This window comes from Pseudomonas sp. NPDC088322 (genome assembly GCF_044740745.1).
GTDB lineage: Bacteria > Pseudomonadota > Gammaproteobacteria > Pseudomonadales > Pseudomonadaceae > Aquipseudomonas > Aquipseudomonas shirazensis.
On the sequence record NZ_JBIURK010000010.1, the window covers coordinates 18773 to 34694 of the forward strand.

Consider the following 15922-nt stretch of genomic DNA (forward strand, 5'->3'; position numbering starts at 1 on the left):
GGGGCCGCCGCGATGGTGGCCCCCATACTCTTTCTGTAGCCCGTTCATGCCGCCCATCCCGCATATCGTCCAGCGCATCATCGAACTGCTCAAACGCTACCCAGGCGTTATCGCGCTGGGCGGCTTCCTGTCCGGGATCGGCAGCTTCATCCTGGTCGACCGCCAGGCCGGGCTGGCGAGTTGGGTGGCGATCCTGCTGTTGGTCAGCTGGATATGGCTGATGCTGGAGAACACCCTGACTGGTTTGTTCGCCCGCACCTTCAAGCGGGAGATCCCGCAGCCGCTACTGCGCTACGCCACGCAGATGATCCACCAGGAGAGCCTGTTCTTCGTCCTGCCATTCTTTTTCATCACCACCACCTGGAACAGCGGCCAGTTGATCTTTACCGGCCTGCTCGGCGCCGCTGGGGTGATCTCGATCGTCGACCCGCTTTACTACCGCTGGCTGGCGCCGCGGCGTTGGCTGTTCATGGCCTTGCATACCTTGACCCTGTTTGCCGCGCTGCTGACGGCGCTGCCGATCATCCTTCACCTGACCACCGCGCAGAGCTTCAAGCTGGCGCTGATCGCGGCCATGGCGCTGTCGTTCCCAAGCCTGGCCAGCAGCTTCCCGATCACCAACTGGCGCCGCGGCGTCGCGCTGGTACTGGTGACGCTGTCGGTGGGTGCCGGCGGCTGGCTGCTGCGCTCCTGGGTGCCGCCCGCCACGCTGTGGCTGACCGAAGTGGCGGTGAGCACCGAAGTGATCAACCGCCAGCCGGGTGATTCGCTGGATGAGATCCCGGTCAACCAGATTCGCGGCGCGGGGCTGTATGCATACACCGCGATCAACGCACCGCGCGGGCTCAACGAGCGGATCTATCACGTCTGGCAGTTGAACGGTAAAGAGGTCGACCGGATCGCCCTGGATATTCATGGCGGGCGCAAGGAAGGCTACCGCGCCTGGACCCACAAGCAGAACTTCCCGCCCAACCCGGTGGGCCGCTGGCAAGTCCGCGTGCTGACCGAGGACGGCCAGGTTATCGGCGTGCTGCGCTTCAAAGTGGTCGACGCTGCTGCGGCCCCAGCCAGCTGAGCAGATCGCCATTGCCCGGCAGCGCCCGCACTACGCTATGATCGGTGCCTTCCTCGCGCACTGTCAGAAGCATGGAGCCCATGACTACACCGAGCGCCACTCTGGACACCAGCAGCCAACCGCCGTGCCTGCGTATCAGCGGTGACTGGACCCTGGCCCACTACGCCCAGCTCAAGCGCGACAGCGAGCGCCTGCGCAGTCAATACAGCAGTGACACCCGCGCCGACCTCAGCCAGCTCGGCCGCCTCGACACTGCCGGCGCCTCGCTGCTGGCCGAACTGCTCGGCAGCGAGCGGCTGTCGCGCTGCACCGATGACCTCGGCGCGGCCAACCGGGCCCTGCTGAAGACGGTCTACCACTCGGTGCAGGACTACTGCATCCCGCTCAAGCAAGCCGAACGGCCGGTGCTGCTGATGCTGCTCGAGCGCATCGGCTGCTCGGTCAACAAGCTGTGGGGCGACACCCTGCAACTGCTCGGCTTCATTGGCCTGATCATCCAGACCCTGCTGTTGCGTGCGCTGCAGCCACACCGCTGGCGGCTCACACCGGTCGTTGCCCATATCGAGCAGACTGGCCTCAATGCCGCGCCGATCATCGCTTTGCTGACCTTTCTGGTCGGCGCAGTGGTGGCCTTTCTCGGCGCCACGGTGCTCGCCGCATTTGGTGCGACCATCTTCACCGTCGACCTGGTGGCGTTCTCGTTTCTGCGTGAGTTTGGCGTGCTGCTGACTGCCATTCTCATGGCCGGGCGCACTGCCAGCGCCTTTACTGCGCAGATCGGCTCGATGAAGGCCAACGAAGAGATCGACGCCATCCGCACCCTCGGCCTCAACCCGATCGAACTACTGGTAGTGCCGCGAGTACTGGCATTGCTGATCACGCTGCCGCTGCTGACCTTTGTGGCGATGATCTGCGGCATCGTCGGAGGCGGCGTGGTCTGTGCGCTGTCGCTGGATATCTCGCCAGCCATGTTCCTTTCCCTGCTGCAGACCGATATCGGTGTGCAGCACCTGCTGGTAGGCCTAGCCAAGGCGCCGTTCTTTGCTTTTCTGATTGCCGCGATCGGTTGCCTGGAAGGCTTCAAGGTCAGCGGCAGTGCCGAGTCGGTAGGCGCCCACACCACCTCGGCGGTGGTCCAGTCGATCTTCGTGGTGATCGTGCTGGATGCCGTCGCAGCGCTGTTCTTCATGGAGATGGGCTGGTGAGTGCAGCAACCCAGGCAGTAATCCAGGCGCGCGGGCTGTGCAACCGCTTTGGCACCCAGAGCGTGCACGAGAATCTCGACCTCGATCTGTACAAAGGCGAGATCCTCGCGGTAGTCGGCGGCTCGGGCAGCGGCAAGTCGGTGCTGCTGCGCAGCATCGTTGGCCTGCGCCAGCCCGACGAGGGTCAGGTCAAGGTGTTCGGCCAGGACCTGGCCACCCTCGACAACGAACAGCGCTCGCAGGTCGAGCGGCGCTTTGGCGTACTGTTCCAGAAGGGCGCGTTGTTCTCGTCGCTGACCATTACCGAAAACGTTGCCCTGCCACTGATCGAACACGCCGGTCTGTCGCGCACTGATGCCGAGCATCTGGCCGGGGTCAAGCTGGCCCTGGCAGGGCTGCCGATTTCCGCCGCCGACAAGTATCCCGCATCGCTGTCAGGCGGGATGATCAAGCGCGCGGCGCTGGCGCGGGCATTGGCGCTGGACCCGGACATCCTGTTTCTGGATGAACCCACCGCCGGGCTCGACCCGATCGGTGCGGCGGCCTTCGACCAGTTGATCCTGACCCTGCGTGATGCGTTGGGTTTGAGCGTGTTCCTGATCACCCATGACCTGGATACGCTGTACACCATTACCGACCGCATCGCCGTGCTGTCGCAGAAAAAGGTGCTGGTAGCCGGCCCCTTGGCCGAGGTCGAGCTTACCGACGATCCCTGGATCCACGATTACTTTCACGGCCCACGCGGGCGCGCAGCGGCTCAAGCTGCCAGCCGTGTCGGGCAGGAGCGCTGAAGCATGGAAACCCGAGCTCATCATGTGTTGATCGGTCTGGTCACCGTTCTGGTCGTGGCTGGCGCCTTGTTGTTCGGCTTGTGGCTGACCAAGTCCAGCGTCGACTCGACCTTCAAGGACTATCAGGTGGTATTCAACGAGGCGGTCTCCGGTCTGTCGCGCGGCAGCCCGGTGCAGTACAACGGCATCAAGGTCGGTGACGTCACCACCCTGCGCCTGGACCCGCAAGACCCACGTCGGGTGCTGGCACGCATCCGCCTCAGCGCCGACACGCCGGTAAAGCAGGACACCCAGGCCAAGCTGACCCTGGCCGGGGTTACCGGCAACGCCTTCATCCAGCTCAGCGGCGGCACCCCACAAAGCCCAGAACTGAAAGGCAAGGACGGCCAATTGCCGGTGATCGTTGCCTCGCCATCGCCGATCTCGCGCCTGCTCAACGACAGCAGCGACGTCGTCGGCAACATCAACCTGTTGTTGCACAACGCCAATCAGTTGCTCTCCGACGACAACGTCAGCCGCCTCAGCAACACCTTGGCCAACCTTGAGCAGACCACCGGCGCTTTCGCCAGCCAAAAAGGCAGTATCAGCGACGCCATCGCCCAGCTGGCTGCAGTCGGCAAACAGGCCAACGCCACCCTGGCCGAGACCCAGGCGCTGATGCGCAACGCCAACGGCTTGCTCGGCACCCAGGGCAAGCAAGCCTTCGGCAGCGCCGAGCAGGCCATGAACGCCCTGGCCGAGAGCACCGCAACCATCAATGACCTGCTCAAGAATAACCGCGAGGCCATCGACGATGGCGCCCAGGGCTTGAACCAGCTGACCCCGGCGATCCGCGAACTGCGCGAAACCCTCAACGCCCTCAAGGGCATCTCGCGCCGCCTCGAAGCCGACCCAAGCGGCTATCTGCTGGGCCGCGACAATGACAAGGAGTTCCAGCCATGACCCCGCTGCGCCTGATCGCCCTGCTGGCCACGCTGAGCCTGGCCAGCGCCTGCTCGATCCTGCCGCAAAGCCCGCCGGTGGATATCTACCGCCTGCCGGTCAAGCAGCCCACCAGCAGCAACGCGCCGCTGACCTGGTCACTGCGGGTGAACAAGCCACTGGCCAGCGAGGCGCTCGCCGGGCAACGCATTGCGGTGATCGCCCAGGGCGACGTGATCAGTGGCTACAAAGGCGCCCGCTGGAGCGACCCGGTGCCGTTGCTGGTACGCAATCGGCTGCTCGATGGCTTCCAGCGTGATGGCCGGGTACAGCGCCTGAGCGCTGACGACAGCAATCTGCAAGCCGATTACGAGCTGGCCGGCGAGTTGCTGGCGTTCAACAGCGAATACCGCGAGGGCAGGGTAGAGGTGGTGATCAGCTACGATGCGCGCCTGGTGCAGGGCCGCAGCCAGCGCATCGTCGCCAGCCGGCGCTTTGAAGTGCGCCAGCCGCTAAGTGCTACTCAGGTGCCTGCGGTGGTCACCGGCTTTGGTGCCGCCAGCGACCAACTGATGAGCCAGCTGGTCGACTGGACACTGGCTCAGGTCGCTCAGGCTCAGGCGAAGAACCAGTAGCAGACGCAGATCGCCGCGATCACCCCGGACAGCTCGGCCAGCAGCGCGCAGCCCACTGCATGGCGCACGCGCTGGATGCCGACCGCGCCGAAGTACACCGCCAGCACATAGAAGGTGGTCTCGGTGCTGCCCTGGATGGTTGCCGCAACCAACGCCGGGAAGCTGTCGACGCCCTGGCTTTGCATGGTTTCGATCATCATGGCCCGCGCGGCGCTGCCAGAGAACGGCTTGACCAGCGCAGTGGGCAGGCCATCGACGAAGCGCGTGTCCAGGCCCACCCACTCGACCAGGTGGCGAATCCCGTCCAATGCCAACTCCAGCGCCCCTGAAGCGCGCAGCACGCCCACCGCGCAGAGCATGGCGACCAGATACGGCAGCAGGCTCTTGGCGACGTCAAAGCCTTCCTTGGCGCCTTCGATGAAGGTTTCGTACACCTTGACCCGGCGCAGGGCGCCAACCACCAGGAACGACATGATGATGCCGAACAGGGTCAGGTTGCCCAGGATCGACGACAGGCCTGCCAGCGCAGTCGCCGACAGCGTGCCCAGAAACGCCATGAAGCCGCCCAGCAGCAGCGCGCCAGGGATTAGATAGGCGAGCACCACCGGATCCCACAAGCGCAGCCGCTGCATCACCGCGACCGACAGCAGCCCGACCAGGGTCGAGACGCTGGTGGCCAGCAGGATCGGCAGGAACACCATGGTCGGGTCAGGTGCGCCTTGCTGGGCGCGGAACATGAAGATGGTCACCGGCAGCAGGGTCAGCGACGAGGCGTTGAGCACCAGAAACAGGATCTGCGCATTGCTCGCCGTGGTGCTGCTCGGGTTGAGCTCCTGCAGTGCGCGCATCGCCTTCAGGCCGATCGGCGTCGCCGCGTTGTCCAGGCCCAGGCCATTGGCGGCGAAGTTCATGGTGATCAAGCCCAGCGCAGGGTGGCCGCGGGGCACCTCCGGCATCAGCCGGGCGAACAGCGGGCCGAGCATCTTCGCCAGCCACTCGACGATGCCGGCCTGTTCGGCAATCTTGAGAAAGCCCAGCCACAGGGTCAGGGTACCGAACAACAGGACCATGACTTCGACCGACAGCTTGGCCATGGCAAAGATGCTCTCGACCATCGCGGCGAAGATCCCGGCGTTGCCGCCGACCAGCCACTGCGCCATGGCGGAGATGGCCGCGACCAGGAAAAAGCTGAGCCAAAGGCCGTTTAGCATCCGCGTGTTCCCCCGAAAAATGCCACGCATGATAACGCAAGCGGCTGGGTACTTTCTGCAGGCAACAAAAAACCCCGGCATGCGGGGCTCTTGTGGGTCTGCGTTGTCTGGGGCAGGGGCCGCTTTGCGGCCCCAACCACCGCAAATCTTACTGCTTGGCAGCCTCGCCCACAGCGCCAGCAGCCTTGTTACCGGCCATATGCGGCAGCGAGTTGTAATACGCCTCACCCTTGGCCGAGTCGTACATACCTTCCCAACGAGCGATGACCAGCGCGGCCAGGGCGTTGCCAATCACGTTCAGGGCGGTCCGCGCCATGTCCATGATGCGGTCGACACCGGCGATGAATGCCAGGCCTTCCAGCGGGATGCCAACACTGCCCAGGGTCGCCAGCAGGACCACGAACGACACGCCCGGCACACCGGCGATACCTTTGGAAGTGACCATCAAGGTCAGTACCAGCAGCAGCTGCTGGCTCCACGACAGGTCGATGCCATACAGCTGGGCAATGAAGATTGCCGCGATGCTCTGGTACAGGGTCGAGCCGTCGAGGTTGAACGAGTAGCCGGTCGGAACCACGAAGCTGCAGATCGACTTCGGCGCGCCGTACTTCTCCATCTTCTCGATCACACGTGGCAGCACGGTCTCGGAGCTGGAGGTGGAGTAGGCGAGGATCATCTCGTCTTTCATGATGCGCATGATCTTGATGATCGAGAAGCCGAACATCCGCGCGACCAGGCCCAGCACCATGAAGGCGAAGAAGGCGATGGCGAAGTACACCAGCACCACCAGCTTGGCCAGCGGCAGCAGCGACGAGAAGCCGAAGTTGGCGACGGTCACGGCGATCAGGGCGAACACGCCGATCGGGGCGTAGTTCATGATCATGTGGGTGACCTTGAACATGGTTTCCGATACGGCCTGGAAGGTGCGTACCAGCGGATCACGCAGGTCAGCCTGCAGGCTCGACAGGCCCAGACCGAACATCACCGAGAAGAAGATGATCGGCAGCATTTCGCCGCGGGCAACCGCTGCAAAGATGTTCGAAGGGATCAGGTTGAGCAGGGTCTCGATGAACGCATGCTCATGCTGCACCTCGGCCGCAGTGGCCTGGTACTTGGAGATGTCCACCGTACCCAGAGTGCTCATGTCGATGCCGACACCAGGGTGGAACAGGTTGGCCAGGCCGAGGCCGACGACGATGGCAATGGTCGTCACCACCTCGAAGTAGAGAATGGTCTTCAGGCCGATGCTGCCCAGCTTCTTCGCGTCGCCAACCCCGGCGATGCCCACGATCAGCGACGAAATCACGATCGGGACGACGATCATCTTGATCAGGCGAATGAAGATATCACCGGCAGGCTGCAGGACATTGGTGATCCACCATGCCTTTTCTGCACTGAAATGGTTCAGCAGCGCGCCGATTGCAACGCCCAGTACAAGCCCTATGAGGATTTGCCAGGCGAGGCTTAGTTTTGCCTTCTTCATGTCGTTACCTTTTCTTCTAGTGGTCAGGGGCATCGAGCGGAAACGCGCGTACCAGAGCCATTAGAAGCATGCTTGGCAGCGAGATTGTTCCGTACGACGACTCCATCGAAGGTCAGCGCAAGCGAGCGGTTCGGCGCTCTGGCTAGCGAAAAAGGCGGCAACTATTGCTACGCAGGCGGGGCCAGTCTAATGCCGGAAACGACTACCCTATGCCGGATCGGCATAATAGCCCGAGGCAAAACGACGCAGCTGCAAGTCATTGATTTATAACGTTCGGCTTTCCGAACAAGACCAAAGCGCCATGAAACGGCCAATTTGGCAGATATGGCATGGTCATGCACAACTTCTGTTCGACAATCCGAATGGGATGAACAGGGTGTAGGAGGGGAGAGGTTACGAAGGAAAATAATTCGATGTACGGTCACGACAAAATGTGTCTTCAGCACAATTTGGCGACAGCCGCTCGGAGCACATCCATAGACGCTTCGGAAGCCAGGCCTGGCACGGTGCATTCGGCACTGCCAGACCTGAGACTTCCGATGCCATCTTTTCCTGACCCGGCCCAATCGATGGAGGCACTCCCTGTACCCCTAGGCCACTCCGACCCTGCAACAGTCAGAACAGCCCGGCCCCATGGTCATGTGCCAACCCTCTTCGAGTCGGCGCATCATAGAAGCCTGAACCTTAGAAAGGTTCGGCTTCTATTGCATTACAGTTGCGTGAACTTTAGTCAGTACCACTTCGGATCACGCTTGAGTTGCTCCTGCAACATCGCCTTCATGCCGTCATCCGGCTTGCCCAGCCAGCGGTATTGCGCGTGGCGGGTTGGCGACTTGTCCTTGGGCAATCCTTCGGGTACTTCCACGAGCATCCCGTAGGCATCGTCCTTGTCCCAGCTAAACGCCACGATCAGGCGCTTGTAGGTGCAGTTGTCAGCCGATTCGCACAGCGGACCGACAAGATACTTGTCGCCATCCTCTGTCACCGCCGACATCTGCTCCTGCGAACTGCCGCTGAGGTTGATCACCCACTCGGGCAATCGCTCCTCCCCTTTCAGGGTGTCCTGCCAGGTTTCAACATACTCGGGGTCTGTCGCCAACAATTGGTTGGCGTGGACCTGGCCATCATTGGCCGCCATCGCCGCCGCGCTACTGCCCAACAGCAGGGCAGTAGCCAGGGCTTTGCTGATCATCCGCTTCATGGCTTAGCGCCTGCCGCGCCCGAAGAAGAACGAAGCAATGAACAGCACCAGGAAAACGATGAACAGGATCTTGGCAATACCGGTAGCGGCGCCAGCGATACCACCGAAGCCCAGCACGGCAGCGACAATGGCGATGATCAGGAATGTGATAGCCCAACTAAGCATGATGAATCTCCTTTTTCCCTTGAAATTGTATGCAGGCGCCTCAGAACACCCAGCGATCCTGCGGTACTACGTTTTGCACAGTGGCGGGGGACGAGGCCTTTGGCGACGGCTGTGGATCTGCCGCACGTACCAGGTTGTTGGCACGGGTCGCCTGAATCTGGCTCAACAGCGCTGTCTGCGCTGCCACCTGATCGGCCAGTCGTGCAGTCTGCAGGCTGTAGTAAAACTGGCCGGCGGCCAGGGTTACCAACAGGGCAAGTGCCACGAACAGAAACTGACGTACTGGCACTGCGGTGGTCTGCGACTGGTTGACTGGTTGGCGACTCATGTCGATGTCTCCTGCAATGTTCTTGTTAAACGCTATGAACAAGTAATTGCAGCCTGCATGCCAGTCTTGCCAATGTTAAAAAACGTATATATTTCAAGTACTTAAAAACATGTAGGCAGTGTCTGTAGGACGTATCCTGCACGATGGGGCCGTTAGCGTCGTGCGTATTGCACGACTCAGCCCTCGACCTTGGTCGCTACCTTGAGCAAATCAGCGTCAACCCCGCGCACACCAAGGATTTGCCGCGCGACCTCGACAGCGATGGTTTTCTGCTCCCGGCTGACCACCTCACCCGCCAAGCGAACCATGCCTTGCTCACTGCTGACCTTCAGGTTGAGGCCATCCAGGTTACGGCTGTAGCCGTAGCTGCTCTGAATCTTGTCGATGATCCAGCTGTCCGAGGGTTGCTCGCCCTGCACTGCGGCCACGGGCGTTTCCCGCGCCTTGGCCATCGCCGCTGTGTCGAGGCTGATCAGGTTGTTGACCAGGTGGATACCGTCGGTGGTGCGTGCCAGCACGCCTGCCACTTCCTTGGCTTCGACCCGGTCGACGCGACCACGCAAGGTGACCACACCATCGCGACTGTCTACTTCAATTGGCGCCTTGCTGGTTACCTGCGCCCAGGACAAACGCGCACGGACGATAGCCGTCAGGGTCGCATCCTCCAGCCGCTGGGCGTAAGCGCGCAGGTCCAAGGACTGCTCGACCAGACCGGGGTTGACCTGCAACTGGTTATCCACCTGCTCGATGCCGCGGGTAGCCAGCGCTACGTCCTCGGCCAGCTGCCGCTCCACGGCGCTTTCGACCTCACCGGTGAGGCGCGCCTGCTGCTCCTGCACCGCTACCTCGATACGAAACGGATTGAGCAGACGGTTGAGCGACAGTGCGGTTTGCAGCGCGCCTTGCAGGCGGGCGTCTTGCAACGGATCAGCAAACACCGGAGAGGCGAAAGCGGCGATGGACAGCGCCAAAACGGCGCTTCGTGGGGAAAATGCCATGCTGAGTGCTCCTTTTGAAACAAATCCAAATATCTTCGCAACCACCGTGCCAGGCAAAAATCACTGATAAAAACCTTTATATTCAATTGGTTAACCGAATACGCGACCAACGGCTAGCATGCAAAGGACGGAATCCTTCAGAATTGACCATGCAACTTGCCCGATCTTTCCGACACTAACTCAGATAAATCCTAATGGAGCGTAGGAAAATGGAGTCTACCCAGGACAATCAAGGCCGCATTCTGCTGGTAGATGATGAGTCCGCTATCCTGCGAACCTTCCGCTACTGCCTTGAAGACGAAGGCTACAGCGTGGCCACGGCCAACAGTGCGGCCCAGGCCGAGGCGCTGCTGCAGCGTCAGGTATTCGATTTGTGTTTCCTCGATCTTCGCTTGGGCGAAGACAACGGGCTCGATGTGCTGGCGCAGATGCGCGTGCAGGCACCGTGGATGCGCGTAGTGATCGTCACTGCCCATTCGGCGGTCGATACCGCAGTAGATGCGATCCAGGCTGGCGCTGCTGACTACTTGGTCAAGCCGTGCAGCCCGGACCAACTGCGCCTGGCCACTGCCAAGCAGCTTGAAGTACGCCAGCTGTCGGCGCGTCTGGAAGCCCTCGAAGGCGAAGTACGCAAGCCCAAGGACGGCCTCGATTCGCACAGCCCGGCAATGATGGCCGTGCTGGAAACCGCGCGGCAGGTGGCGACCACCGACGCCAACATCCTTATCCTCGGCGAATCCGGCACTGGTAAAGGCGAACTGGCCCGGGCCATTCACGGCTGGAGCAAGCGTGCGCGCAAGGCCTGCGTGACCATCAACTGCCCATCGTTGAATGCCGAGCTGATGGAAAGCGAGCTGTTCGGGCATACCCGCGGCGCCTTCACCGGTGCCAGCGAAAGCACCTTGGGGCGGGTCAACCAGGCGGATGGCGGGACCCTGTTCCTCGACGAGATCGGCGACTTCCCGCTGGCTCTGCAGCCCAAACTGCTGCGTTTTATTCAGGATAAGGAATATGAGCGCGTCGGCGATCCGGTTACCCGCCGTGCCGATGTGCGCATTCTGGCCGCAACCAACCTCAATCTGGATGACATGGTCCGCGAAGGGCGCTTCCGTGAGGACCTGCTGTACCGCCTCAATGTCATCACCCTGCACCTGCCGCCACTGCGCGAGCGCAGCGACGATATCCTGACCCTGGCTGACCGTTTCCTCGCCCGCTTCGTCAAGGAATATGCGCGGCCGGCACGTGGGTTCAGCGACGAGGCCCGCGCGGCCCTGCTCAACTACCGTTGGCCAGGCAACATTCGCGAGCTGCGTAACGTGATCGAGCGCGCCAGCATCATCTGCCCGCAGGAGCGGGTTGAAGTCAGCCACCTCGGCATGGCCGAGCAAACCACCAGCAATGCACCGCGAATTGGTGCTGCGCTGAGCCTGGACGAGCTGGAACGGGCCCATATCGGCGCGGTGCTGGCCTCCAGCGATACCCTTGATCAGGCTGCCAAGACGCTTGGGATCGACGCCTCGACGCTGTACCGCAAACGCAAGCAATTCAACCTGTGAAGTGGCCCATGAAGCTGCGTGCGAGGCTCTTTTTAAGCATTTCAGCGCTGGTCACGGTGGCGCTGCTGGGCCTGCTGCTGGGCCTGGTCAGCGTTTTGCAGATGGCCTCGACTCAGCAAGCGCTGGTGCGTGACACCACCCATACGCTGGAGTTGGGCCTCAAGCTGCGGCAGAACCTCGGCGAACAGTTGATTCTGATTCTGGACGAGGACAGCGACGCCGACAGCCTCAACAACCTGCAGACCCAGTTCCAGACCTTGCTCAGCCAGGGCTTGCAGGAAGGCGGCGAGAAAACCGGTTTCAGCAAGGCCAGCAGCAATTACCAGGCCTTCCTCCAGGCCTACCGGCAAACCCCCAATCCTGCCCGCAGCATGGCCACCGACAAGCCCCTCGGCGCTGCTTTCAATCAGGTCCGCACCGACCTGATCGACTCCTACAAGCAGTCACTGGAGCAGATATCCCGCAGTGAAGAGGCCAGCCGTGACCGCGCGCTGCTGATCAGTGGCCTGCTCGGGCTGATGGGCTTGACTGTGCTGATCCTCGGCTTTGTCACTGCGCACAACATCGCGCGCCGCTTCGGCCTGCCGATCGAAGCCCTGGCCAAAGCCGCAGATGAAGTCGGCCAAGGCAACTTCAATGTCACCCTGCCGCTGTCCCAGGCTACCGAACTGAACCAGCTGACCCGCCGCTTCGGGCTGATGGCAGACGCCCTGCGCAAGCATCAGGCGACCAATATCGACGAAGTCCTCGCTGGTCAGCAGCGCCTGCAAGCTGTGCTCGACAGCATCGACGACGGGTTGCTGATCATTGACCAGCAAGGCCACCTCGAGCATCTCAACCCGGTTGCCCAGCGGCAGCTGGGTTGGGAAACCAGCCGCCATGGCACCAGCCTGGTCGAGGCGCTGCAACGTCCCGAGCTTGAACAGCAGCTGCGCCAGGTATTGCGCGGCGGCAGCCTGGACCGGCCACCGGAAGACTTGAGCATTGAAGTCGAAGACGAAACGCGCCTGCTGTCGTACAGCCTGACCCCGGTCAGCCATCCGCAAGGGCCGATTCTGGGTGCGGTGATGGTGCTGCATGACGTCACCGAGCAACGTGCGTTCGAGCGCGTGCGCAGCGAGTTCGTGCTGCGCGCCTCGCATGAGTTGCGTACCCCGGTCACCGGCATGCACATGGCCTTTGGCCTACTGCGCGAGCGGATCTCGTTCCCGCCACAGGCCCGCGAAAACGACCTGCTCGACACCATCGGCGAAGAAATGCAGCGCCTGACCCAGTTGATCAATGATCTGCTCAACTTCTCCCGCTATCAGAGTGGTTTGCAGAAGCTCGAGCTGGCCCACTGCGGTGTCGAAGAGATGCTTGAGCGGGCGCAGGCGCGCATCGCCGAGCTGACAGCGGACAAGCAGGTCGAGCTGGTGATCGAGCTCGAACAGCCATTGCCACGTATCCAGGCCGACGTTGCCCAGCTTGATCGGGTGCTGGACAACCTCCTGCACAATGCCGTGCGCCATACGCCTGATGGTGGCCGGATTCGCCTGCATGCGCGGCGCCACGGCGAGCGGGTGATCATCAGCGTCGAAGACAACGGTGAGGGTATTGCCTACGGCCAGCAAGGGCGGATCTTCGAACCCTTCGTTCAGGTTGGGCGCAAAAAGGGCGGGGCAGGCCTCGGGCTGGCCCTGTGCAAGGAAATCGTCCAGCTGCACGGTGGGCGCATGGGAGTCATTTCAAGGCCAGGCGAGGGCACCCAGTTCTACATGGCCCTGCCAGTCTGAACCCGCTCACGGCTCATCATCGATGCGCCGTGAGCGGACTCGCCGCCCACGAGTAATCAGCTCGGCGAACTGGCGGGCGCTGAGTGGATGGGCAAACAGCCAACCCTGGCCATAGTTGACCCCTTCGCTATTGAGCAGCAGCGCCTGATCCTCGCACTCGATGCCCTCGGCGATCACCCGCAGGTGCAGGTCGTGGGCCATGCGGATGATGTGCGGTGCCACGCCACTGCTGGCGGCATCATGGCCAAGCGCGTCGATGAACGCCTTGTCTATCTTCAAGCAATCCACCGGCAAGGTCTGCAGGTAGGCGAGGCTGCAATAGCCGGTGCCAAAGTCATCGATCAGCACCTGATGGCCAACCGCGCGCAAGGCTTGCAGGTTGTCGCGCGCCACCACCACGTCGATCAGCCCGCGCTCGGTGACCTCAAAGGCGATCTGGCTGGCCGGGACCCGGTGCAAGGCCAGTAAACGCGCGGCCACCGGCCCGATCCGCGGCACCATCACATCGCACGCGGCAAGGTTGACCGAGATGTACAGCTGGCGGTTGGCGCGCAGCAACTGGCCCAGTTGCTCCAGCACTCGCTGCAACACAAAGTCGGTGATTTCGCGGATCTGCCCGGTGTTCTCGGCCAACGGAATGAACAGATCGGGGCTGGTCAGGCTGCCATCCGGGCGGCGCCAGCGCACCAACGCTTCGGCACCAACGCAGCGCCGGCTGTCCAGCTCGAAGATAGGCTGATAAAGCACCTGCAGTTCACCCCGGCGTAGTGCGTTCTGCAGCTCGGAGCTCATCGAACGGCGCTGCCGAATCAGCTGCAGCACCAGCCAGCCGATGCAGCAAGCCAACAACAAACTGCCCGGAAACAACAGCCAGAGCAGGCCGTTCATCTTCAGGGGCAGGCCCACACGCGGGGCGATCAGCACCAGTTGATAGTCCGGCGACTTGGTCGGCATGCTGTAGATCAGCCGGTCGCTCTGCTCGAACAATGACTGGCCCGAAGGCGGCGGCCATTCGGCCAGCGGTGGCCACGGCTGGGCCGGGCCCAGCACGGGGATAGCCCGGCTGCCATGATCGAGCACTACCAACAGGCTGCCTCCCGGTGGCAGATCGACCACATCGGTCAGATGCCCGCGCGAGGTCGACACCAGAAACTTGCCCCGGCCAAGCATCAACGCGGCCAGGTTTTCATCAGGTTCAGTAGTGGTGTTGAGCCAGTAGCTGTAGGTGGGCCCGCGGATATCCGGTGGGCGCAGCGGCTGCATGGCGCTTTCCTTGCCACGGCTGGAGCAGAGCTCGTTGCCGTCCAGGTAAGCGGTTTCGTAGATGAAGCGCGAGCTCAGGCTGACCTGCTGCAACGCCGCCAGCATGCGCCCGTCGCAGCCGCGCAAGGGCAGCGCCTGCAGCTGATCGACGCCCTCGCGCAGTTGCCCAAATACCTGCTCCAGACGCTCGAGAAACCGCTCGCCCTGGGCGTTCATCTGCGCGCTTTCGCTTTCTTTCATCTGTTGCAGGGCAACGCCAACGCTGCCGGCAATCAACAGGACGGCGCTGGCCAGGGCCGCGAATGCGGCCAGCAGCCAGGGACGGTGGAAAATTTGGCGCAACCCATCGAGAAAGGTCGGCATCGCACTCATCCAGTTGATTACCAAAGGTATAGCAACGGATCGGCTAATCAGCATGGCCGTCTGGCGTATTACTCACGACTGCCACCCACGCATAGCTCGGCCAACACACTCAGGCAGTCGGTGCAGCAGCCTCAGCGCATCTGATTGAGTACTTGCAGCATGGCCGCGGTTTGCGCGTCAGGTTGCCCGTCAAAGCGCTGCGGGCGGAAACGCATCTGGAACGCCGCCAGCACGTGCCGGGTAGCTACATCCAGCTCGCCGGTCTGCTCGATCGCGTAGCCAAACCGCGCCAGCTGCTGCTGATACCAGTTGATGCTGGGCGGATTGACCGCAAAGAAGCCCTGCTGACGCGCGACTGCGTTGGCATCAGGCCAGATGCCGAGGCCTGCATCCGCCAGGCGCTTCCATGGGAACAGCGGGCCCGGGTCGAGCTTGCGCAGCGGTGCGATGTCACTGTGGCCAATGATGTAGCGAGGTTTGATGTTATTGCGTTTGACGATGTCTTGGAGCAGGGCAATCAGCGACTGTACCTGCGCCTCACTGTAGGGATACCAGACGCGGCCGTTGGGCGTGTCATCGAAACCGGGATTGACGATTTCGATACCGATCGAGGTCGAGTTGAGCCAGGTACGCCCATCCCACTGACTGTCGCCGGCATGCCAGGCGCGGCGGCTTTCGTCGACCAACTGATACACCGTGGCCGGGCCGTCGCCAATCAGGTAGTGGCTGCTGACTTCACCTTTGGTAAGCAGCGCGAGCGAGCGCTCCAGTGAAGCGTTGGTGTAATGCAGCACGACAAACTGGATGCGCTCATCCTGGTTCACAGAGGTGTGGCTGCGATCAATGCGCAGCCCCGAGCTACAGCCGGCCAGGGCCAGAATGAGCAGGGCGGTAAAGAGAGTTTTCATCGGCAGGGAACACATATCAGCAGCTACGAAGTTGCTACAGTATA

Annotated in this window: 15 protein-coding genes; 7 read left to right on the top strand and 8 right to left on the bottom strand. The window is 62.1% G+C overall.

Annotation, left to right across the window (positions count from 1 at the left end; translation table 11 throughout):
* Positions 1–46 precede the first annotated feature (46 nt).
* From ACIOAU_RS22935 to ACIOAU_RS22955, 5 genes are all read left to right on the top strand, one after another.
* On the top strand, positions 47–1075 hold the full coding sequence (locus ACIOAU_RS22935; RefSeq protein ID WP_101322686.1) for a DUF5924 family protein: 1029 nt from the start codon (positions 47–49) through the stop codon (positions 1073–1075).
* 71 nt (positions 1076–1146) lie between these two features.
* Entirely contained in the window at positions 1147–2280 is a 1134-nt protein-coding gene (locus tag ACIOAU_RS22940) for an ABC transporter permease (protein ID WP_101322687.1), read from the top strand.
* Complete coding sequence (locus ACIOAU_RS22945; RefSeq protein WP_259075223.1) at positions 2277–3071, top strand: ABC transporter ATP-binding protein; 795 nt, start codon at positions 2277–2279, stop codon at positions 3069–3071. Before ACIOAU_RS22940 ends, ACIOAU_RS22945 begins: the two co-directional genes overlap by 4 nt.
* Positions 3072–3074: 3 nt before the next feature.
* Positions 3075–4013 carry an MlaD family protein gene (locus ACIOAU_RS22950; protein WP_188036900.1) on the top strand — a complete coding sequence of 313 codons (939 nt, stop codon included), beginning with the start codon at positions 3075–3077 and terminating at the stop codon, positions 4011–4013.
* Positions 4010–4627 carry an ABC-type transport auxiliary lipoprotein family protein gene (locus tag ACIOAU_RS22955; RefSeq protein ID WP_220632812.1) on the top strand — a complete coding sequence of 206 codons (618 nt, stop codon included), beginning with the start codon at positions 4010–4012 and terminating at the stop codon, positions 4625–4627. Before ACIOAU_RS22950 ends, ACIOAU_RS22955 begins: the two co-directional genes overlap by 4 nt.
* Here ACIOAU_RS22955 and ACIOAU_RS22960 read toward each other — a convergent pair.
* From ACIOAU_RS22960 to ACIOAU_RS22985, 6 genes are all read right to left on the bottom strand, one after another.
* Complete coding sequence (locus tag ACIOAU_RS22960) at positions 4609–5838, bottom strand: nucleoside recognition domain-containing protein (protein WP_101322691.1); 1230 nt, start codon at positions 5836–5838, stop codon at positions 4609–4611. The genes ACIOAU_RS22955 and ACIOAU_RS22960 overlap by 19 nt on opposite strands.
* Before the next feature lie 148 nt (positions 5839–5986).
* Positions 5987–7321: a glutamate/aspartate:proton symporter GltP gene (gene gltP / locus ACIOAU_RS22965; protein ID WP_101322692.1), complete on the bottom strand. Its 1335-nt coding sequence runs from the start codon at positions 7319–7321 to the stop codon at positions 5987–5989.
* Positions 7322–8051: 730 nt separating this feature from the next.
* On the bottom strand, positions 8052–8522 hold the full coding sequence (locus ACIOAU_RS22970) for an inhibitor of vertebrate lysozyme family protein (protein ID WP_101322693.1): 471 nt from the start codon (positions 8520–8522) through the stop codon (positions 8052–8054).
* A 3-nt stretch (positions 8523–8525) separates the two neighbouring features.
* The gene (locus ACIOAU_RS22975) at positions 8526–8687 is read right to left on the bottom strand and encodes a DUF1328 domain-containing protein (RefSeq protein WP_101322694.1); all 162 of its coding nucleotides are present in this window, start codon (positions 8685–8687) and stop codon (positions 8526–8528) included.
* Between the two features lie 40 nt (positions 8688–8727).
* Positions 8728–9015, bottom strand: coding sequence for a hypothetical protein (locus ACIOAU_RS22980; protein WP_101322695.1), 288 nt, complete (start codon positions 9013–9015; stop codon positions 8728–8730).
* Positions 9016–9191: 176 nt separating this feature from the next.
* Complete coding sequence (locus ACIOAU_RS22985; protein WP_150570248.1) at positions 9192–10013, bottom strand: BON domain-containing protein; 822 nt, start codon at positions 10011–10013, stop codon at positions 9192–9194.
* A gap of 209 nt (positions 10014–10222) precedes the next feature.
* On the opposite strand from ACIOAU_RS22985, the gene algB reads away from it, so the two are divergent.
* Together algB and ACIOAU_RS22995 are read left to right on the top strand one after the other, a co-directional pair.
* On the top strand, positions 10223–11569 hold the full coding sequence (gene algB, locus ACIOAU_RS22990) for a sigma-54-dependent response regulator transcription factor AlgB (RefSeq protein WP_101322697.1): 1347 nt from the start codon (positions 10223–10225) through the stop codon (positions 11567–11569).
* 8 nt (positions 11570–11577) lie between these two features.
* Positions 11578–13344 (top strand): KinB sensor domain-containing domain, encoded by a 1767-nt coding sequence (locus ACIOAU_RS22995; protein ID WP_150570249.1) that lies wholly within the window; start codon positions 11578–11580, stop codon positions 13342–13344.
* Positions 13345–13350: 6 nt separating this feature from the next.
* Here ACIOAU_RS22995 and ACIOAU_RS23000 read toward each other — a convergent pair whose 3' ends face one another.
* Entirely contained in the window at positions 13351–14970 is a 1620-nt protein-coding gene (locus tag ACIOAU_RS23000; RefSeq protein ID WP_371918891.1) for an EAL domain-containing protein, read from the bottom strand.
* A 131-nt stretch (positions 14971–15101) separates the two neighbouring features.
* Positions 15102–15893 carry an N-acetylmuramoyl-L-alanine amidase gene (locus tag ACIOAU_RS23005; protein WP_401184797.1) on the bottom strand — a complete coding sequence of 264 codons (792 nt, stop codon included), beginning with the start codon at positions 15891–15893 and terminating at the stop codon, positions 15102–15104.
* Positions 15894–15922: the final 29 nt, after the last annotated feature.